The organism is Pseudomonas sp. PDM10 (assembly GCF_014852295.1).
Classification (GTDB): domain Bacteria; phylum Pseudomonadota; class Gammaproteobacteria; order Pseudomonadales; family Pseudomonadaceae; genus Aquipseudomonas.
In genome coordinates, this window is record NZ_JACVBJ010000003.1 from 439,617 (window position 1) to 457,859 (window position 18,243).

Consider the following 18,243-nt stretch of genomic DNA (forward strand, 5'->3'; position numbering starts at 1 on the left):
TATGAGTAACAACCTCGACCAGCTCACCGATTGGTTGAAAGACCACAAGATCACAGAAGTCGAATGCATGATCGCCGACTTGACCGGGATCACCCGGGGCAAGATTTCGCCGACCAACAAGTTCATTGCCGAAAAAGGCATGCGCCTGCCCGAGAGCGTTCTGTTGCAGACCGTGACCGGCGACTATGTCGAAGACGACATCTATTACGAACTGCTCGACCCGGCCGACATCGACATGATCTGCCGCCCCGACCAGAACGCGGTATTCCTGGTGCCCTGGGCCATCGAGCCTACCGCTCAGGTGATCCACGACACCTACGACAAGCAAGGCAACCCCATCGAGCTGTCGCCGCGCAACGTGCTCAAAAAGGTGCTGAAACTCTATTCCGACAAGGGCTGGCAGCCGATCGTGGCGCCAGAAATGGAGTTTTACCTGACCAAGCGCTGCGAAGACCCGGACTTCCCGCTGCAACCGCCGATTGGCCGTTCCGGTCGCCCGGAAACCGGTCGCCAGTCCTTCTCGATTGAAGCGGCGAACGAATTCGATCCGCTGTTCGAAGACGTCTACGACTGGTGCGAATTGCAGGAACTGGACCTCGACACGCTGATCCACGAGGACGGCACGGCGCAGATGGAAATCAACTTCCGTCACGGCGATGCCCTGTCCCTGGCCGACCAGATCCTGGTGTTCAAGCGCACCATGCGCGAAGCCGCGCTCAAGCACGATGTGGCAGCCACCTTTATGGCCAAGCCCATGACCGGCGAGCCGGGCAGCGCGATGCACTTGCACCAGAGCATCATCGACATCGAGACCGGCAAGAACGTCTTCTCCAATGAAGACGGGACCATGAGCCAGCTGTTCCTGAACCACATCGGTGGTTTGCAGAAACTGATCCCTGAGCTGTTGCCGCTGTTCGCGCCGAACGTCAACTCGTTCCGCCGCTTCCTGCCGGACACCTCGGCACCGGTGAACGTGGAGTGGGGCGAAGAGAACCGTACCGTGGGCCTGCGGGTTCCGGATGCCGGGCCGCAAAACCGTCGGGTGGAAAACCGCCTGCCGGGCGCCGACGCCAACCCGTACCTGGCGATTGCCGCGAGCCTGCTCTGCGGTTACATCGGCATGGTCGAAGGTTTGAACCCAAGTGCGCCGGTGGTGGGCCGTGGCTATGAACGCCGCAACCTGCGCCTGCCACTGACCATCGAAGACGCGCTGGAACGCATGGAACACAGCGCGACTATCGAGAAATACCTGGGCAAGAAATTCATCACTGGCTACGTCGCGGTCAAGCGGGCCGAGCATGAAAACTTCAAGCGCGTGATCAGTTCCTGGGAGCGGGAATTCCTGCTCTTCGCCGTCTGATGCGCCGGGCGCGGCTGGAAATTGCCGCGCCTTTCACTGAAATCTTAGGAGAATTCGCATGACCAGCAACAACCCGCAAACCCGTGAATGGCAAACCCTGAGCAACGATCACCACCTGGCCCCGTTCAGCGATTTCAAGCAGCTGAAAGAGAAAGGCCCGCGGATCATCACCAACGCCAAGGGCGTTTACCTCTGGGACAGCGAAGGCAACAAGATCCTCGACGGCATGGCCGGTCTGTGGTGCGTAGCCATCGGCTACGGTCGCGATGAACTGGCCGATGCCGCCAGCAAACAAATGCGCGAACTGCCTTACTACAACCTGTTCTTCCAAACGGCTCACCCGCCGGTGCTGGAACTGGCCAAGGCCATCTCCGACATCGCGCCACAAGGCATGAACCACGTGTTCTTCACCGGTTCCGGCTCTGAAGGCAACGACACCATGCTGCGTATGGTTCGCCACTACTGGGCGATCAAGGGCCAGCCGAAGAAGAAAGTCATCATCAGCCGCAAAAACGGCTATCACGGTTCCACCGTGGCCGGCGCGAGCCTGGGTGGCATGACGTACATGCACGAACAAGGCGATTTGCCGATCCCGGGCATCGTCCACATCGCGCAGCCGTACTGGTTCGCTGAAGGCGGCGAGATGACGCCGGAAGAGTTCGGTATCTGGGCGGCCAATCAGCTGGAAGAGAAGATTCTGGAAGTCGGCGTGGACAACGTCGGTGCCTTTATTGCCGAGCCGATCCAGGGTGCCGGCGGCGTGATCATTCCGCCTGCCACCTACTGGCCGCGCATCAAGGAAATCCTCGCCAAGTACGACATCCTGTTCGTGGCTGACGAAGTGATCTGTGGTTTCGGCCGTACCGGTGAGTGGTTCGGTAGCGATTTCTACGACCTCAAACCCGACATGATGACCATCGCCAAAGGCCTGACGTCCGGCTACATCCCTATGGGTGGCCTGATCGTGCGCGATGAAGTGGTGGCGGTGCTCAACGAAGGTGGCGATTTCAACCACGGTTTCACCTATTCCGGACACCCGGTGGCTGCTGCGGTGGCACTGGAAAACATCCGCATCCTGCGCGAAGAAAAAATTATCGAGCGCGTTCATGCAGAAACGGCACCCTATTTGCAAAAGCGTCTACGGGAACTGAGCGATCACCCGTTGGTGGGGGAAGTGCGTGGGGTAGGTCTGCTGGGGGCGATCGAGCTGGTGAAGGACAAAGCCACTCGCAAGCGTTACGAAGGCAAGGGCGCCGGCATGATTTGCCGCACGTTCTGCTTCGAAAACGGCCTGATCATGCGCGCCGTCGGCGACACCATGATCATCGCTCCGCCACTGGTGATTACACCGGCTGAAATCGATGAGTTGGTGACCAAGGCACGCAAGTGTCTGGACCTGACCCTGAGTGCGTTGCAGGGCTAAGTGCTAGGCTCTGAGCGGACATATGAAACTTTCGCTCAGAGCAGTCTTGAAGGGCGGGCTTTCCTTGAAAGACCGCCTCGGATCTTGCCAGACTAGTCGCGGTTCCAGTTGTCCGGGTTCGGCCGCTGAACAAAGTGGTTCAAAAAAGAAAAATTTGGAGCATTACGAATGAAGGCATTAGGAAAGAAGTTTGCTGGCAAGACTCTCCTTGCCATGTCCCTGATGGGCATGATGGCGGGCGCGGTGCAGGCGGACGACAAGGTCCTGCACGTCTATAACTGGTCCGACTATATTGCACCGGACACCATCGCGAACTTTGAAAAAGAGTCCGGGATCAAGGTGGTGTACGACGTTTTTGACAGCAACGAAACTCTGGAAGCCAAGTTGCTGGCAGGCAAGTCCGGTTACGACATCGTCGTACCGTCGAACAACTTCCTGGCCAAGCAGATCAAGGCCGGCGTTTACCAGAAGCTGGACAAGTCCAAGCTGCCTAACTGGAAGAACCTGAACCCTGAACTGCTCAAAGCGGTATCGGTGAGCGACCCGGGCAACGAACACGCCTTCCCTTACATGTGGGGTTCGATCGGTATCGGCTTCAACGCCGAGAAGGTCAAGGCTGCATTGGGTGCCGATGCTCCAACCAACTCCTGGGACCTGATCTTCAAGCCTGAAAACGCCGCCAAGCTGAAGTCTTGCGGTATCAGCCTGCTGGATTCGCCAACCGAGATGATTCCGGCGGCGCTGCACTACCTGGGCCTGCCAACCGACAGCCAGAAGAAAGAAGACATCGACAAGGCTGAAGCGCTGCTGCTGAAAGTCCGTCCTTCGATCGCTTACTTCCACTCGTCCAAGTACATCTCCGACCTGGCCAACGGCAACATCTGCGTCGCAGTCGGTTATTCGGGTGACGTCTATCAGGCCAAGTCCCGTGCTGCTGAAGCCGGTGACAAGGTGAAAGTCAGCTACAACATTCCGAAAGAAGGTGCGGGCAGCTTCTACGACATGGTCGCCATCCCTAAAGATGCCGAAAACGTCGAAGGCGCCTACAAGTTCATGACCTACCTGCAGAAGCCGGAAGTCATGGCTGCAATCACCAACGCCGTGCGCTTCCCGAACGGTAACGCGGCCGCCACCGCACTGGTCGATAAAGACATCACTAGTGACCCGGGCATCTACCCGTCGCCGGAAGTGCAGGCCAAGCTGTACGCGATTGCCGACTTGCCGGCCGCGACCCAGCGACTGCTGACTCGCAGTTGGACCAAGATCAAATCCGGTAAGTAAGCCGGTTTGAGGTAATCACCTGCTGTCGTCGCCTGCGCGGTGACGGCAGCCGGTGTAATTAAATGACAGAAAGTTTTGCTGGAACGGTTTTTCGAGGGTAAGTTGCGCGCCGGTTTTGTTGCCAGGCAGCCATCGCTGTCATGTAACGCGGGGCAACTTGGGCCCAACTAATTTTAGAGGACCTCCACGTGCCTGTTTTTTCTTTGTTGCGCAATGCCGTGCTGGTCGGCGCCGGACTGACACTGGCTGTCAGCGTCCAGGCCGCGAGTACCGTGCATATTTATAACTGGTCCGACTACATCGGCTCGACCACCCTGGCCGACTTCCAGAAAGAGTCCGGCATCAAACCGGTTTATGACGTTTTCGACTCTAACGAAACCCTGGAAGGCAAGTTGCTGGCCGGGCGCACCGGTTACGACGTGGTCGTGCCGTCCAATCACTTCCTTGGCAAGCAGATCAAGGCCGGCGCCTTCCAGAAGCTCGACAAGTCGAAGCTGAGCAACTATGCCAATCTCGACCCGGTGCTGCTCAAGCGCCTGGAGCAAAACGATCCGGGTAACCAATACGCCGTACCGTACCTTTGGGGCACCAACGGCATTGGTTACAACGTCGACAAGATCAAGGCGGTATTGGGCGTCGACAAGATCGATTCCTGGAGCGCTGTGTTCGAACCGGAAAACATCAAGAAGCTGCAAAGCTGTGGTGTGGCGTTCCTCGACTCCGCCGATGAAATGATGCCCACGGTCCTCAACTACATGGGCCTGAACGCCAACAGCACCAACCCCGAAGATTACAAGAAAGCCGAAGCCAAGTTGCTGGCGGTGCGGCCTTACGTGACGTACTTCCACTCGTCCAAGTACATCGCGGACCTTGCCAACGGCGATATCTGCATCGCGATCGGCTTCTCCGGTGACATGTTTCAAGCCAAGGCCCGGGCGGCTGAGGCCGGCAAGGGCATGAACATCGCTTACACCATTCCCAAAGAGGGCGGCGCGCTCTGGTTCGATATGCTGGCGATCCCCAAGGACGCGGCCAACGTCAAGGAAGCCCACACCTTCATCAATTACTTGTTGAAACCCGAGGTGATCGCACAGGTCAGCGATTCTGTTGGCTATGCGAACCCCAACCCCGGCTCGGACAAATTGATGGAACAGTCCATCCGTACTGACGAGTCGGTTTATCCACCGCAAGCCGTCCTCGACAAGACCTACGTGTCTATCGAGTTACCACCAAACATTCAACGTTTGATGACCCGCAGCTGGACCAAGGTCAAGTCGGGTAAATAGCTGCAAGGCTCAAATTATCCAAGGTTGGCTCACCTTGAGCGAACTGCACTCTTTTTTTCTGGGAGTTTCGTAAATGGCAGTTGCCTCCGGCGCCTATAAGAAAGCCCTCGAGGGCGATCAATCACCTAAACAGGTGTTGGTCAAAATCGACCGGGTCACGAAGAAGTTCGACGAGACGATTGCCGTGGACGATGTGTCCCTGGAAATCAAGAAAGGCGAGATTTTCGCCCTGCTCGGCGGTTCGGGATCGGGCAAATCCACGTTGCTGCGCATGCTCGCAGGCTTCGAACGGCCCACGGAGGGGCGCATTTTCCTCGATGGCGTAGACATCACCGACATGCCGCCTTACGAGCGGCCGATCAACATGATGTTCCAGTCCTACGCCTTGTTCCCGCACATGACCGTGGCGCAGAACATCGCATTTGGCCTCAAACAGGACAAAATCCCCGCAGCTGAAGTCGATGCCCGTGTCGCGGACATGCTCAAGCTGGTTCAGATGACGCAATACGCCAAGCGCAAGCCGCATCAGTTGTCCGGTGGCCAGCGTCAGCGTGTGGCCCTGGCGCGTTCCCTGGCCAAGCGGCCGAAGCTGTTGCTGCTCGACGAACCGATGGGTGCTCTGGACAAGAAGCTGCGTTCGCAAATGCAGCTGGAGCTGGTCGAAATCATCGAGCGGGTCGGCGTAACCTGCGTCATGGTGACCCACGACCAGGAAGAGGCCATGACCATGGCCGAGCGCATCGCGATCATGCACCTGGGCTGGATCGCCCAGATCGGCAGCCCGATCGACATCTATGAAACCCCGACCAGCCGTCTGGTCTGCGAGTTCATCGGCAACGTCAACATCTTCGACGGTGAAGTGATCGACGATGCCGAAGGCCACGCAATCATCACCTGCAAGGACCTGGACCGGCAGATTTACGTGGGCCACGGCATCAGCACCTCGGTGCAGGACAAATCCGTGACCTACGCGATCCGTCCGGAAAAACTGCTGGTGACGCCGACCATGCCGACCTGCGAATACAACTGGTCCAGCGGCAAGGTGCACGACATCGCCTACCTCGGTGGCCACTCGGTGTTCTACGTCGAACTGCCGAGCGGCAAGATCGTCCAGTCTTTCGTCGCCAACGCCGAGCGCCGCGGTCAGCGTCCAACCTGGGGTGACCAGGTCTACGTGTATTGGGAAGACGACAGCGGCGTGGTACTTCGCTCATGAACATGCGCAAATTCAAACGCAGACTCAATCGAATAATTCCCGGTGGCCGTCAGATGGTCATCGGGGTTCCGTTCATTTGGTTGTTCATGTTCTTCATGTTGCCGTTCTTCATTGTTCTGAAGATCAGCTTCGCCGAAGCCGACGTGGCCATTCCGCCGTACACCGAGATCTACAGCTACCTCGACCAAAAGGTGCAGTTGCTGCTTAACCTGAGCAACTACGCGATGCTGGCCGGCGACGAGTTGTACATCGCCGCCTACCTCGGCTCGTTGAAGATGGCGCTGATCAGCACCGTCCTCTGTTTGCTGATCGGCTACCCGATGGCCTACGCCATCGCCAGTGCCCGTAAAGAGCTGCAAACGGTGCTGGTGCTGCTGATTATGATGCCGACCTGGACCGCGATCCTGATCCGCGTTTATGCATGGATGGGCATCCTCAGCAACAACGGTCTGCTCAATGGTTTCCTGATGAGCATGGGCTGGATCGACGAACCGCTGCAGATCCTCAACACCAACCTCGCGGTGTACATCGGCGTCGTTTATTCGTACCTGCCGTTCATGATCCTGCCGCTCTACGCCAACCTGGTGAAGCACGACAACAGCCTGCTGGAAGCTGCCTCCGACCTGGGTTCGAGTAACTTCAACAGCTTCTGGAAGATCACCATTCCCCTGTCCAAGAACGGCATCGTCGCCGGCTGCATGCTGGTGTTCATTCCGGTGGTGGGCGAGTTCGTGATCCCGGAACTGCTCGGCGGTCCGGAAACCCTGATGATCGGTAAAGTGCTCTGGCAAGAGTTCTTCAACAACCGTGACTGGCCGGTGGCGTCTGCCCTGGCGGTGGTGATGCTGGCGATCCTGATTGTGCCGATTATCCTGTTCAACCGCAGTCAGGCCAAGGAAATGGAGGGTAAAGAATGAAGCGCTTCCGTTTCTCAAGTTTCATGCTGGTGGCGGGTTTGCTGTTCATCTACGCGCCGATGCTGATCCTGGTGATCTACTCGTTCAACGCCTCGAAACTGGTGACGGTGTGGGGCGGCTGGTCGATCAAGTGGTACGTCGGCTTGATGGACAACACCCAACTGATGGGCTCGGTGGTGCGCTCGCTGGAAATCGCCTGCTACACGGCGGTGGCGGCGGTGGTGCTGGGTACGTTGGCGGCGTTTGTACTGACCCGTATCACCCGCTTCAAGGGTCGCACGCTGTTCGGTGGCCTGGTCACTGCGCCGCTGGTGATGCCTGAAGTGATCACCGGTCTGTCGCTGTTGCTGCTGTTCGTGGCGATGGCGCAGATGATCGGTTGGCCACAGGAACGCGGCATCATCACCATCTGGATCGCCCACACCACGTTCTGTGCGGCGTATGTGGCGGTGGTGGTCTCGGCGCGCTTGCGTGAGCTGGACCTGTCCATCGAAGAGGCGGCCATGGACCTTGGCGCGCGGCCATGGAAGGTGTTCTTCCTGATCACCATCCCGATGATTGCGCCATCGTTGGGGGCCGGCGGCATGATGTCGTTCGCCTTGTCCCTGGATGACCTGGTGTTGGCGAGCTTCGTATCGGGCCCGGGTTCGACGACCCTGCCGATGGAAGTGTTCTCGGCGGTGCGTCTGGGCGTGAAACCCGAGATCAACGCCGTGGCCAGTCTGATTTTGCTGGCGGTATCGCTGATGACGTTCCTGGTCTGGTTCTTCAGCCGTCGTGCCGAAGAAAGTCGCAAACGTGCGATCCAGCAGGCGATCGAAGAAGGCGCTGCCGACTCCTGGAAACAACCGGACGTGCGTCGCGCACAGCAGGCGCCGGAAGCGGCTTGAAGGTTGGTCACGAATAAGTGGCCACGCCAGATCCCATGTGGGAGCGAGCCTGCTCGCGAAAGCGGTGCGTCAGTCAACATTGATGTCGACTGACACTCCGTTTTCGCGAGCAGGCTCGCTCCCACATTTGGTTCTAGGCAACCCAAGGGGACTTGCGGATGATCTCGACGAAGTTCATCGGTTTGAAACCTGGCTCGCTATCCACCAGCACATCTGCGTTCACGGTGCCAAACGTGGTATCCGGCTTGTGTTTGAAGCCATTGGCAAACGCACACAAGATGCACTCCTTGAACCCTTCGCCACGCGGGTGGGCATGCACCACGGCTTCGCGTTGCGCGCTGGGGAACGCTGCGTAATCGATGCCCAGCACATCCATTTCAACGCCCGCGGTGACCAGCGCCACATTAGGCCGCAGGTGTTGCGGCACGCCCGGTGTGGTGTGCAGAGCAATCGACAACCAGACCTGCTCGATATCATCGTCGGACAAACCGTAGGGCTTGAGGAATGCTTTGGCAGCGTTGGCGCTATCGACTTCGAAGCGCTCGTCGTCAGTGCGATGACCCTCTACCAGACCCAAGTCATGGAACATCGCGCCGACGTACAGCAGTTCTGGGTTGTAGGTCAGTTGCTTGCGTTCGCCGCTCAAGGCACCGAACAGAAACACCCGGCGCGAGTGGTGATACAGCAGGTCTGATTCGACGTCGCGAATGTATTCCGTGGTGGCTTTGGCCAACGCGCTGTCGGGGATTTCGATACCGGCGATGGTGCTGCTCATGGTGCTGTCCTCTCGGGGAACGCCGTGGCGGCGCTGATGGAGTCAGTCTGTCCGCGCACCCCAAACCGGACAATCGATCCATGGCTGCGATCCCGGCCAATGAGCATGCATATCGCGCCAACCTCGCTTGTTGGGCGCGGATTGGCTAAGTTTGCTCTCGGGGAATAAGCTTTTGTGGCGAGGGGATTTAGCGAAACGTCGCACCGCCCCGTTGGAGTGCGCAGCGCTCCCAGACTTTTTGGGGTCGCTGCGCAGCCCAGCGGGGATAAATCCCCTCACCACAAAGACGCACTTGGCACAGATTAGTGTTGGCCATGATCCATTGAGAGCGATTCCTGCCATGAGTAAAACCGTTGCCATCGTGGTCTTCGCCGGCGTTCAGTCCCTGGACGTCACCGGCCCCATGGATGTGTTTTGCGAAGCCAATCGTTTCCTCGAACCGCACGATCACTATCGACTGGAGGTGATCGGTGTCGAGCGCGGGATGATGGCGTGTTCCAACGGTTTGTCACTCAATGCCCATTGGCATTTCAGCGAAGCGCTGGAGGCCTATGACTTGCTGCTGGTGGCCGGTGGGCCGCAGTTGCCGTTCATGGATTTTGGTGCGGCATTCGATGCCTGGCTGCGCGATGCCTGCGCGCGGGCGCAACGCTTTGGCTCGATCTGCAACGGCGCGTTCATGCTCGCCCGGGCCGGATTGCTGGAAGGGCGAACGGTCACCACCCACTGGGGCGATGCCGCGGCGCTGGCGCAGTTGTGCCCGTCGACTCAGGTCGAGGCAGATCGCCTTTACGTGGAGGACGGCGAGCTCTACACCTCGGCGGGTGTCACGGCCGGGATTGATCTGTCGCTGTACTTGCTGGCCAGGGATCACGGGCCGGAAGTCGCGCTGAGTGTGGCAAAGCGACTGGTGGTGTTTACTCAACGCTCGGGCGGGCAGTCACAGTTCAGCCCATTCCTCACGCCACACGCCGAACCTACTTCTGCCGTGGCGTTGGTGCAGCTCTACGTGTTGGCCAACCTGACGGGCGACCTGGCGATTGCCGACCTGGCCAACGCCGCCAACATGAGTGCGCGCAACTTTTCACGGGTGTTTGCCAAAGAGGCGAAAGTCACCCCGGCGGAATTCGTCGAGCGAGCCAGGGTGGATGCGGCGCGGGTGCTGCTTGAAAGCACCCACTCACCGCTGAAGACCGTGGCGTATCAGTGCGGATTTCGCGATGCCCAGCACATGCGCAGTGTGTTCAACCGCAGGCTGGGCGTGACGCCGCAGCAGTTCAGGCTGAACTTTGCGGCGATGGTTTGAGCTGACATTTTTGTTGCTTGTCAGGACCTCATCGCGAGCAGGCTCGCTCCCACATTGGATCGTCGGCGCACACAATATTTGTGTCCAATGAAGATCCATTGTGGGAGTGAGCCTGCTCGCGATGGCGTCAGCCCGGTCAACACAAATCTATTGCCCTGACCGCGCTGGCAACAGCTTCAACGTACTGCGCGTGTTGGCCGTGACTTCTTCGTCGTTGAGATGCGCCTGGTAGTAAAGCCCTTCGATATACGCCTCAGCCTGATCATCATAGTGGCTGTCGAACGGCACGCCACTCTGGCCAACCGGGTTGACGGTCAGGCTGTGGGTCGGGTCGGCGAAGTCGATCAGGCGCCGCGTCGACGGACCGTAAGTCACAGGCCAAGGCGCCGGGCCGATCCTGGCCGAGAGATTGTTCGGTACTTCATGGGTGCCGGGTGCCGCGAACGGGCCGACATTGAAGATCCGGTCCAGCGGCTTTTGCTGCCCCAGCGGATGGCCATGGGTCAGTGTGTGCGCCTTGCCCCACTGCCATTGCGCGAAATCGCCGCCGAGGGTGGTCTTGAGATGCGCGATGCTCGCCTGCCACGCAACCTTGACCGTGTCGGCGCGGGTCTCCTTGCCGAGGGTGTTGCGGTTGTCCCACCACGGCGAATCGGCAGTCGCGGCCAGGCGCGGCAATGCGGAATCAATCACCCGGGTCGACAGCAACGTCTCGAAGAAGTCATTGCCCAGCTCATCGTGCATCGTCGCGTCAGCCAGGTTGAACAGGAACTGGTTGAACAGCGTGGCGCTAGTGGAGTCGAGCGGGTAGTCGCCTTGCCATTGGGCCAGTTGCTCAACCAGTTTGAGTTCGGCGGGATCGCTCACCACTTCACGCAGTACGGGCAGCAACGGCGCCAGCAAGCGCGGGCCGTAAGCGGTGGTGGTGCCCAGTTGCAGCTTCTGGCTGGCGTCCAGATCCCACTTGATGGTTTTGTCGCTGAGCTGGCGATTGAGCTGCTGACCTCGATCGGCCAGGTTGTAGTAACCGGGAATCTCCATGCCAGTCGGCGACACCGGCTGGAAGTTGGCCGAGACGATGTAACCGCGTGTCGGGTTCTCTTCCTGTGGGTTGGCGCTGAACGGGTAGAAACCTTCCTTGTCCGCGTCGGCGGTGCTGCCATCGAGGATGAACCCCGGACGCACACCCGCTGGACGTTTTGGTAGTTGCGCCGCTGCCCACCAGCCGATGTCGCCCTTGGCGTTGGCCCAGACGATGTTCAGGCCCGGCGCCTGGACCTTTGCGCAGGCACTGCGCGCCTTGGCCAGGGTGTCGGCGCGGTTGAGCTGGTAGAAGCCCTCAAGGATCGGATTCTGGCTTTCGAGAAAACCCCACCACATGGCGATCGGCGTTTTACCGACGCCGCTGCCCAGCGCATCGTTGACGATCGGACCGTGGGGCGACTGGCGCAGCACCAGTGTCACCGGCGTCTGGCCCTTGACCGCGATCTGCTGTTCGCTGGTCAGCATGTCCACCCACTTGCCGCGATACCAGACCTGATTGGGGTTGTCCGGGTTGACCTTTTCGGCGATCAGATCGAGGTCGTCGTTCTGGAACATGGTGATGCTCCAGCCGAAGTCGCGGTTCATCCCGAGGGAGGCGAACGGCATCAATGCCTGATAGTGGCCGTAGAGCTCGAAACCCGGCGCCGAGAGCTGCGCTTCATACCACACCGACGGCGCGGAAAAACGGATATGCGGGTCGCCGGCCAGCAGCGGTTTGCCGCTTTTGGTCCGACTGCCAGAGACGGCCCAGGCGTTGCTGCCCTCGAACTGCGGCAAGCCGTTGTCGGCCAGTGCCTGTTCGCTGAGACGGGCGAGGGCGTTGAGGTCTTTCCAGTCGGTACTGGCGAGGGGTGGCATGGCAGCGCTGCGGTGTTTCGCCAGCACGCCCTTGGGCTGCCAGTCGAGATCGAAGACGTTCAGGTAGTTGGCGCCCAACTGATCGCGCACGTAGGTCAGCAACGGTTCGGTGCGAAACGCTGCGGCAAAACTGTAGGCCATGTAACCGGCGATGCTGATGGTGTCCACGGCGGTGAAGGGGCGTTTGGGGATGCCCAGTACATCAAACTCCGCAGGTTTTGAATGACCGTCCTGATACTGGTTGATGCCATCCAGATAGGCTTGCATGGCGATAAAGGCCGGCGACTGTTTGTCCATGTTCGCCAGGTAGGTGTCGGCGCGTTCGCGAATGCGCAGGCTGCGCATCAGCTTGTCGGTGTCGAGCAGTTTTGGGCCCAGTACCTCGGCCAGCTCGCCGCGGGCGAGGCGGCGCAGGACTTCCATCTGAAACAGCCGATCCTGGGCGTGCACATAGCCGAGGGCGCGGTACAGGTCGGTTTCGTTCTCGGCGCGGATGTGCGGGATGCCGCGTTCGTCGTAGCGCACGGTGACCGAACCTTGCAGGTGTTGCAGTTCCACCATGCCTTGGCGTGTCGGTTGCTTGCTGTAGACGTACCCGCCTGCACCTGCGGCGAGCGCAACAATCAGCAGGGCGAGGACGGTCAGGCTACGTTTCATGGTGATTCCTTGTTGTTATCCGTGGCAGCAGTTCCCTGGCGCCACTGTTTAACACGGCTTGCCGCCATGGCCATCGCACTTAGGAGGGATTCGCGTCTCCTGTCAGCCTTGCTTCACTGCGTCGACAGGCCACGGGCAGTAACAACCCACGGCCAGTGTGTGCGTGGCATTCACCGCGCGGCCTTCGCTCAACGCTTGCAGTATCGGCTCAATAAAGCTGTTACTCGAATTGCAGGTCAGGCCTTCGCTGTACGGGCCGAAATACGCCAGTTTGCCGCTGCGATCCCAGATCGCCACGGCCGGGCTCGCGGGGATCTGTTCGGAACCTGGCAGGACGACGATGCTTTTCAGGCGGCTTAAGGTGCTTGGCAACTGACCGTGGCTGCCAGGTTTTTGTACCGCATAAAACTCCACGCCTTGCGGTGCGTAGTGCTCAACCAGTTCGCTCAGGTGTTGTTGGTTACCGACGTTGCACGGGCAGGCCGGGTCCCAGAAGTGCACGAGGCGGATGGCGCCGGGGCCGGCGAGGTTGTCGGGCAGGCGCAGCGGGTCGCCGGAGAACACCGCGGTGTGCTCGCTGAACGCTCGCAAGTAGCGCCCCTCAAACCAGTCGTAGGCAGCCCACAGCAAACCGGCACACACGAGGGCGAGCAGGCTGGCAAGCAGTGTGGCGCGGTAGGGCGAGCGCATGGATTTCAGTCCTCGAAGGTGCGCTAGCTTGCCATGCTTGCCCCAACAGATGAATATCGCAGGCCCATAAAGTCTGTTTCGCGTTCTGGAATTGCTCATGTCTGCCACTTTCGACTCCGATCATCTGCGTGCCAGCCTGCGGCCGCTGGCCGACTGGCAGCCGCTGTCGGAGGAAGCGCTGGCTTACCAGCATTTCTACGGGCTGGATTTTGCGGGGCGCAACGTGCGCAATGGCCTTGGGCGTTTTGCGGTCGATGGTTATGACGTGGTCAGTCAGGTCTGGTGGCCCGAGCGGGCGAAGGCGACGCTGTTTTTGTTCCACGGTTATTACGATCACACCGGGCTCTACCGGCATGTGATCGAGTGGGCGCTGGATCAGAATTTTGCGGTGATTGCCTGCGACCTGCCGGGGCACGGACTGTCCAGCGGCGAACGGGCCAGCATCAAGGATTTCACCGAGTATCAGGACACGCTGCAAGGGTTGTTCACCGAGGCGCAATCCCTCGATCTGCCTCAGCCGTGGCACCTGTGCGGGCAAAGCACGGGCGGCGCGATCGTGATCGATCATGTGCTCAATCAGGGCGCCAGCAGTCCGGCCCAGGGCCAGGTCATCTTGCTGTCGCCGTTGGTAAGGCCACGGGCCTGGGGCTGGTCGCAACTCAGCTATTACCTGCTCAAGCCTTTCGTCAAAGCGATTGCCCGGCGCTTCAGCGAGAACTCCAACGACCCGGATTTTCTGCCTTTCCTGCAAGCGGACCCGTTGCAGCCGCTCCGTTTGCCGACCGCCTGGGTCGGTGCGTTGGCGCGCTGGATCAAGCGCATCGAAGCCGCACCGTACAGCATGCGGCGACCGCTGATTGTGCAGGGGCAGGCGGACATGACCGTGGATTGGGAGCATAACCTTGAAGTGTTGCGGGGCAAGTTCGATCGGCCGCAGGTGCTGATGTTGCCTGAGGCGCGGCATCACCTGGCGAATGAGACGCTGGCGTTGCGGCGGGAGTATTTCGGGTTTTTGACCAAGCGGATCAAGGGCCGGAATCTTTAGCGGTCGTCAGGGCCTCATCGTCGGATCGCCGCCCGGAGCCTGCTCGCTCCCACATTTGAACAACTCGCTCACTGTGGGAGCGAGCCTGCTCGCGATAGCGATCTATAAGGCACCGAAGATTACTGGCGAAGACTTGAAGTGTCCTGCCCCACCGCCAACCCCGCGCGAATCGCCGCCAAGGCTGCCTGGTAATAAGCCTTGCCCTCGGTGGACTCGGCGAAGGTCGCGAACTCTTCCAGTTCTTCATCCGACAGGTCGCGATAGACATACAACAGCGTGTTGTTCAGGTCGTTGCCGATCTGCTCCATCAAGCGCTGACGCTGACCATTCAACATGCCTTGCGCCTGACCACCGCCGAGCAGGCCGGGGATCATCGAACTGAGGCTGTCGGCCGCGACGCCGGCAATCGCCAGGCTGACTTCAGCGCCGGCTTCGCGAGCGGGCAAGGCCTGGGCCAGATGGCCGATGATCAGCAGGCGGCTGTCGCTGGCCTGGACCTTGGGCAAACCCTTGGCGTTTTTTGCCAGCTGATCGCGACGGGTCGCGAGCAATTCGGCGGCCACGATTTTCTTGCCAAGGGGCGACTGAAAGAATGTCAGCGCAGGTTTCGGATCGGCGAGGGTCTTGCGCAATTGCGCTTCGGCGCGTTGGTCGACGGCCTGGGGGGCAAAGCGCTGATTGCTGTTATTCACCAGCGCCTGGAACACTGCCGGCGGCAGGCTGTTCTGGTACCGCTGCTGAGCCGCCGAGAGAGCGTCGTTGAAATGCGCGCGTTGTTCTGGCCAACCGGCGACCTTGTACAACTGGTCGTGGCCGTCTGCCCAAGCGGGCAATACACAGAACATCAACAGTGAAAAAAGCAAACGGCGCATAGGGACTCCTGTCAGCAGGCGACTATTCTCCGTGTGGCATTCGTCCTTGTCGAGAATTCGTATCAACCCGCTGCGCGGCTCTGTCGGATTTTCAGGCACAGGAATACTATGCGCGGCATGCGAATACCCTCTGATCACCCGCTGCTGTTACGTATCGTCGACGACCTGGCCGAACATGGCTGGTCGCAGCAGAATGTTTTCCTTCCTCTGGGTCTGACCCGGGAACTGGCGGCTGAGTGCCGTAAACGTGCTGCCGAGGGCGAATTGGCCCCGGCCGCCGTAGGGCGCGGGTCGACATCCGGGATTCGCGAGGGGATTCGCGGCGACCATATCCAATGGATCGAGCCCGGCCAGGCGTTGGTGTGCGACAGCTATCTGGATTTGATGGACAGCCTGCGCGAGGCGATGAATCGCGGTTTGTTTCTGGGCCTGGAAGATTTCGAAAGCCATTTCGCGCTGTACCCGCCCGGCGCGTTCTACCTCAGGCATGTCGACCGTTTCCGCGACGACGACCGGCGCATGGTGTCGGCGGTGGTCTATCTCAATGACGCCTGGTTGCCCGAATACGGCGGCCAGTTGCGCATGTACCTGGATGAAAGCGTCGAACATGATGTGGTGCCCACCGGCGGATGCCTGGTGGTGTTCCTGTCGGGTGAAGTGCCCCACGAAGTCCTGCCCGCGAACCGTGATCGCCTGTCGTTGACCGGCTGGTTCCGGCGGCGTGGCAATGAGCCGTTCTGATCATGCAAAAAATTCTGGTTAGCCGCTGTCTGCTGGGGCACCGCGTACGTTATGACGGCGGGGCCAGTGGACCGTTCGATCAGCTTCAGCAGTGGCTTGATGAAGGTCGGGTGGTGCCGTTGTGTCCGGAGGTGGCCGGCGGGTTGCCGACGCCAAGGGCAGCGGCCGAGATTTCGGGCGGGCAGGGTAGTGAAGTGCTGGATGGCCACGCCTCAGTGATCACCACCGAGGGCGACGATGTCAGCGCCGAGTTTCTCTCGGGGGCTTGTCAGGCGTTGGAACTGGTGCAAAAGCACGGCATCCGCATTGCCGTGCTCAAGGCCAACAGCCCGTCTTGCGGGAATCTGTTGACCTATGACGGGACGTTCAGTGGGGTGAAGGTGAGTGGCGAAGGTGTGACTGCCGCATTGCTCAAGCGCCATGGTGTGCAGGTCTTCAGTGAGCTGGAGTTGGTTAAGGCTGCGGTAGCTTTGGGTGTTTTGGGCTTATCCGGAATCCATCCCCTCACCCTAACCCTCTCCCCAGGGGGGCGAGGGGACTGATCGTGGGGATCTGAAGAAATTTTGCGACCTGAACGATTTTTACTGAATCGATAATCGACTCGATTTTTCAGGTCGATGGATAGCGTTAGACACCTCGGTCAGTCCCCTCGCCCCCCTGGGGAGAGGGTTAGGGTGAGGGGTGGTTCTAGCGGCTGACGATATCTAGGGTTTCGGCGCCACACTCGCATCCGCCCCCAACCACTTCTGTTCCAGTGCCTCCAGTCGCCCATCCGCCTTGATCCGCTGCAGCGCGTTTTCCAGGCTGGCATGAAACGCCGGGTTACCTTTCTGAAACGGAATCGCCAGGCTCACTGCCGGGCCAGCCTTCGGCTTCTCTTCCGTCAGCGACTGCACCAGCAGAATCGAACGCGGCTCTTCCTTCTGCGCGATCAATTGCGCATCAGTGTGAATGTAAGGTTCGCTGAAATCGAAACGATCCTTGAGGTCCGGGGTCACTGCTATGTGGTTGATGGCGATGTCGTATTTACCGCTTTCGACACCGGTCAACAGGTCGTCGGAATCGGTAACGACGAAGTCGGCCCGCACATCCAGTTCGTTGGCCAGCAGTTGCCCCAACTCGACTTCGAAGCCGGAGAGTTGGCCGTCTTCCTTGAAATTGAAGCGCGGTGTATTAGCCTCAAGGGCAATACGCAATTCGCCTCGGTCGTTTACATCGTCAATCAGTTCGGCATGAGCCAAAGGGCTCAGAAGGGGTAGCAGACAGATCAGGCCAGGCAGAAAACGCATGGTCACTCCTTTGAATTCATTATCGCGACGCTCTGTTCAGGCTCGCTTTGCTATGGTTGTCGAGAGCCTTCGACAACGAATGGCCGTGAAGTTGTCATGGCCACGCGGATTTTACGAAAAAACTGGAGAAGAAAATGAAAACCTTTATGTCACGAGCAGCATTGGCTGGCCTGTTGATGGGTGCTTCGATGCTGGCAACGGCTGGTACACCGGCTCCCAAAGGTGCAGAAGTGTCCATCGTTTCTCCAGCGGACGGAGCCACGGTACCGCAAACCGTCGTCGTCAAGTTCGCTGTCAAGAACATTGCGCTGGCGCCAGCGGGCGATGTCACCAAGAACACCGGCCATCACCACCTGCTGATCGATGTCGACAAACTGCCTGCCGCCGGTGCGCCGATCCCCAACGATGCCAACCATTTGCACTTCGGCAAGGCGCAGACCCAGGCTGAAGTCAAGCTGACGCCGGGCAAGCACACCTTGCAGCTGGAACTGGGCGATAGCGGTCACATGCCGTTCGATCCGCCGATCGTGTCGGAAAAAATCACCGTCAACGTTAAGTAGCGTTAGTCGCGCCCATGAAAAAGGAGACCCGAA

General features: G+C 59.5%; 17 protein-coding genes. 12 read left to right on the top strand and 5 right to left on the bottom strand.

The annotated features are described in order from the left end of the window. Position 1: 1 nt before the first annotated feature. The 7 genes from IB252_RS13130 to IB252_RS13160 all read left to right on the top strand — a co-directional run bounded on the left by IB252_RS13130 (position 2) and on the right by IB252_RS13160 (position 8,373). A complete protein-coding gene (locus IB252_RS13130) occupies positions 2 to 1,360 on the top strand; it encodes a glutamine synthetase family protein (RefSeq protein ID WP_056738830.1) in 1,359 nt (452 codons plus the stop codon). 58 nt (positions 1,361 to 1,418) lie between these two features. After that, a complete protein-coding gene (locus IB252_RS13135; protein WP_192409042.1) occupies positions 1,419 to 2,783 on the top strand; it encodes an aspartate aminotransferase family protein in 1,365 nt (454 codons plus the stop codon). 168 nt (positions 2,784 to 2,951) lie between these two features. Then, positions 2,952 to 4,064 (top strand): polyamine ABC transporter substrate-binding protein, encoded by a 1,113-nt coding sequence (locus IB252_RS13140; RefSeq protein WP_192409044.1) that lies wholly within the window; start codon positions 2,952 to 2,954, stop codon positions 4,062 to 4,064. Between the two features lie 188 nt (positions 4,065 to 4,252). After that, positions 4,253 to 5,350 carry a polyamine ABC transporter substrate-binding protein gene (locus IB252_RS13145; RefSeq protein ID WP_192409046.1) on the top strand — a complete coding sequence of 366 codons (1,098 nt, stop codon included), beginning with the start codon at positions 4,253 to 4,255 and terminating at the stop codon, positions 5,348 to 5,350. Positions 5,351 to 5,423: 73 nt separating this feature from the next. After that, positions 5,424 to 6,566 carry an ABC transporter ATP-binding protein gene (locus tag IB252_RS13150; protein ID WP_111448387.1) on the top strand — a complete coding sequence of 381 codons (1,143 nt, stop codon included), beginning with the start codon at positions 5,424 to 5,426 and terminating at the stop codon, positions 6,564 to 6,566. 35 nt (positions 6,567 to 6,601) lie between these two features. After that, positions 6,602 to 7,483, top strand: a complete 882-nt coding sequence (locus IB252_RS13155; protein ID WP_256596767.1) for an ABC transporter permease subunit — start codon at positions 6,602 to 6,604, stop codon at positions 7,481 to 7,483. Continuing rightward, the gene (locus IB252_RS13160) at positions 7,480 to 8,373 is read left to right on the top strand and encodes an ABC transporter permease subunit (RefSeq protein WP_008150461.1); all 894 of its coding nucleotides are present in this window, start codon (positions 7,480 to 7,482) and stop codon (positions 8,371 to 8,373) included. The genes IB252_RS13155 and IB252_RS13160 overlap by 4 nt, the downstream gene beginning before the upstream one ends. Before the next feature lie 133 nt (positions 8,374 to 8,506). Here the strand turns inward: IB252_RS13160 and IB252_RS13165 are convergent, their stop codons facing one another. Continuing rightward, positions 8,507 to 9,148 carry an HD domain-containing protein gene (locus tag IB252_RS13165; protein WP_192409048.1) on the bottom strand — a complete coding sequence of 214 codons (642 nt, stop codon included), beginning with the start codon at positions 9,146 to 9,148 and terminating at the stop codon, positions 8,507 to 8,509. A 340-nt stretch (positions 9,149 to 9,488) separates the two neighbouring features. On the opposite strand from IB252_RS13165, the gene IB252_RS13170 reads away from it, so the two are divergent. Then, on the top strand, positions 9,489 to 10,454 hold the full coding sequence (locus IB252_RS13170) for a GlxA family transcriptional regulator (protein WP_192409050.1): 966 nt from the start codon (positions 9,489 to 9,491) through the stop codon (positions 10,452 to 10,454). 147 nt (positions 10,455 to 10,601) lie between these two features. Here IB252_RS13170 and IB252_RS13175 read toward each other — a convergent pair whose 3' ends face one another. Both IB252_RS13175 and IB252_RS13180 read right to left on the bottom strand, forming a co-directional pair. Next, a complete protein-coding gene (locus IB252_RS13175) occupies positions 10,602 to 13,013 on the bottom strand; it encodes a penicillin acylase family protein (protein WP_192409052.1) in 2,412 nt (803 codons plus the stop codon). A gap of 102 nt (positions 13,014 to 13,115) precedes the next feature. Further along, positions 13,116 to 13,703: a DUF6436 domain-containing protein gene (locus IB252_RS13180; protein ID WP_192409054.1), complete on the bottom strand. Its 588-nt coding sequence runs from the start codon at positions 13,701 to 13,703 to the stop codon at positions 13,116 to 13,118. A 97-nt stretch (positions 13,704 to 13,800) separates the two neighbouring features. Between IB252_RS13180 and IB252_RS13185 the strand changes: the two genes are divergently transcribed. Further along, positions 13,801 to 14,748 carry an alpha/beta hydrolase gene (locus tag IB252_RS13185; protein WP_192409056.1) on the top strand — a complete coding sequence of 316 codons (948 nt, stop codon included), beginning with the start codon at positions 13,801 to 13,803 and terminating at the stop codon, positions 14,746 to 14,748. Between the two features lie 119 nt (positions 14,749 to 14,867). Here the strand turns inward: IB252_RS13185 and IB252_RS13190 are convergent, their stop codons facing one another. After that, the gene (locus IB252_RS13190) at positions 14,868 to 15,620 is read right to left on the bottom strand and encodes a DUF2059 domain-containing protein (RefSeq protein WP_192409058.1); all 753 of its coding nucleotides are present in this window, start codon (positions 15,618 to 15,620) and stop codon (positions 14,868 to 14,870) included. Between the two features lie 108 nt (positions 15,621 to 15,728). On the opposite strand from IB252_RS13190, the gene IB252_RS13195 reads away from it, so the two are divergent. Together IB252_RS13195 and IB252_RS13200 are read left to right on the top strand one after the other, a co-directional pair. Continuing rightward, a complete protein-coding gene (locus IB252_RS13195; protein WP_111448396.1) occupies positions 15,729 to 16,361 on the top strand; it encodes a 2OG-Fe(II) oxygenase in 633 nt (210 codons plus the stop codon). A 2-nt stretch (positions 16,362 to 16,363) separates the two neighbouring features. Beyond that, on the top strand, positions 16,364 to 16,903 hold the full coding sequence (locus IB252_RS13200; protein WP_192409060.1) for a DUF523 domain-containing protein: 540 nt from the start codon (positions 16,364 to 16,366) through the stop codon (positions 16,901 to 16,903). Between the two features lie 162 nt (positions 16,904 to 17,065). Here the strand turns inward: IB252_RS13200 and IB252_RS13205 are convergent, their stop codons facing one another. Further along, complete coding sequence (locus tag IB252_RS13205; protein WP_111448398.1) at positions 17,066 to 17,650, bottom strand: transporter substrate-binding domain-containing protein; 585 nt, start codon at positions 17,648 to 17,650, stop codon at positions 17,066 to 17,068. 134 nt (positions 17,651 to 17,784) lie between these two features. Between IB252_RS13205 and IB252_RS13210 the strand changes: the two genes are divergently transcribed. Beyond that, a complete protein-coding gene (locus IB252_RS13210; RefSeq protein ID WP_192409062.1) occupies positions 17,785 to 18,210 on the top strand; it encodes a DUF4399 domain-containing protein in 426 nt (141 codons plus the stop codon). Positions 18,211 to 18,243 lie beyond the last annotated feature (33 nt).

What these genes read in the sequence shown, in the direction of transcription:
- IB252_RS13130 (WP_056738830.1), top strand. Translation starts at nt 2, where the DNA reads ATGAGTAACAACCTCGACCAGCTCACCGATTGGTTGAAAGACCACAAG.
- IB252_RS13135 (WP_192409042.1), top strand. Translation starts at nt 1,419, where the DNA reads ATGACCAGCAACAACCCGCAAACCCGTGAATGGCAAACCCTGAGCAAC.
- IB252_RS13140 (WP_192409044.1), top strand. Translation starts at nt 2,952, where the DNA reads ATGAAGGCATTAGGAAAGAAGTTTGCTGGCAAGACTCTCCTTGCCATG.
- IB252_RS13150 (WP_111448387.1), top strand. Translation starts at nt 5,424, where the DNA reads ATGGCAGTTGCCTCCGGCGCCTATAAGAAAGCCCTCGAGGGCGATCAA.
- IB252_RS13160 (WP_008150461.1), top strand. Translation starts at nt 7,480, where the DNA reads ATGAAGCGCTTCCGTTTCTCAAGTTTCATGCTGGTGGCGGGTTTGCTG.
- IB252_RS13165 (WP_192409048.1), bottom strand. Translation starts at nt 9,148, where the DNA reads ATGAGCAGCACCATCGCCGGTATCGAAATCCCCGACAGCGCGTTGGCC.
- IB252_RS13170 (WP_192409050.1), top strand. Translation starts at nt 9,489, where the DNA reads ATGAGTAAAACCGTTGCCATCGTGGTCTTCGCCGGCGTTCAGTCCCTG.
- IB252_RS13175 (WP_192409052.1), bottom strand. Translation starts at nt 13,013, where the DNA reads ATGAAACGTAGCCTGACCGTCCTCGCCCTGCTGATTGTTGCGCTCGCC.
- IB252_RS13180 (WP_192409054.1), bottom strand. Translation starts at nt 13,703, where the DNA reads ATGCGCTCGCCCTACCGCGCCACACTGCTTGCCAGCCTGCTCGCCCTC.
- IB252_RS13185 (WP_192409056.1), top strand. Translation starts at nt 13,801, where the DNA reads ATGTCTGCCACTTTCGACTCCGATCATCTGCGTGCCAGCCTGCGGCCG.
- IB252_RS13190 (WP_192409058.1), bottom strand. Translation starts at nt 15,620, where the DNA reads ATGCGCCGTTTGCTTTTTTCACTGTTGATGTTCTGTGTATTGCCCGCT.
- IB252_RS13195 (WP_111448396.1), top strand. Translation starts at nt 15,729, where the DNA reads ATGCGCGGCATGCGAATACCCTCTGATCACCCGCTGCTGTTACGTATC.
- IB252_RS13200 (WP_192409060.1), top strand. Translation starts at nt 16,364, where the DNA reads ATGCAAAAAATTCTGGTTAGCCGCTGTCTGCTGGGGCACCGCGTACGT.
- IB252_RS13205 (WP_111448398.1), bottom strand. Translation starts at nt 17,650, where the DNA reads ATGCGTTTTCTGCCTGGCCTGATCTGTCTGCTACCCCTTCTGAGCCCT.
- IB252_RS13210 (WP_192409062.1), top strand. Translation starts at nt 17,785, where the DNA reads ATGAAAACCTTTATGTCACGAGCAGCATTGGCTGGCCTGTTGATGGGT.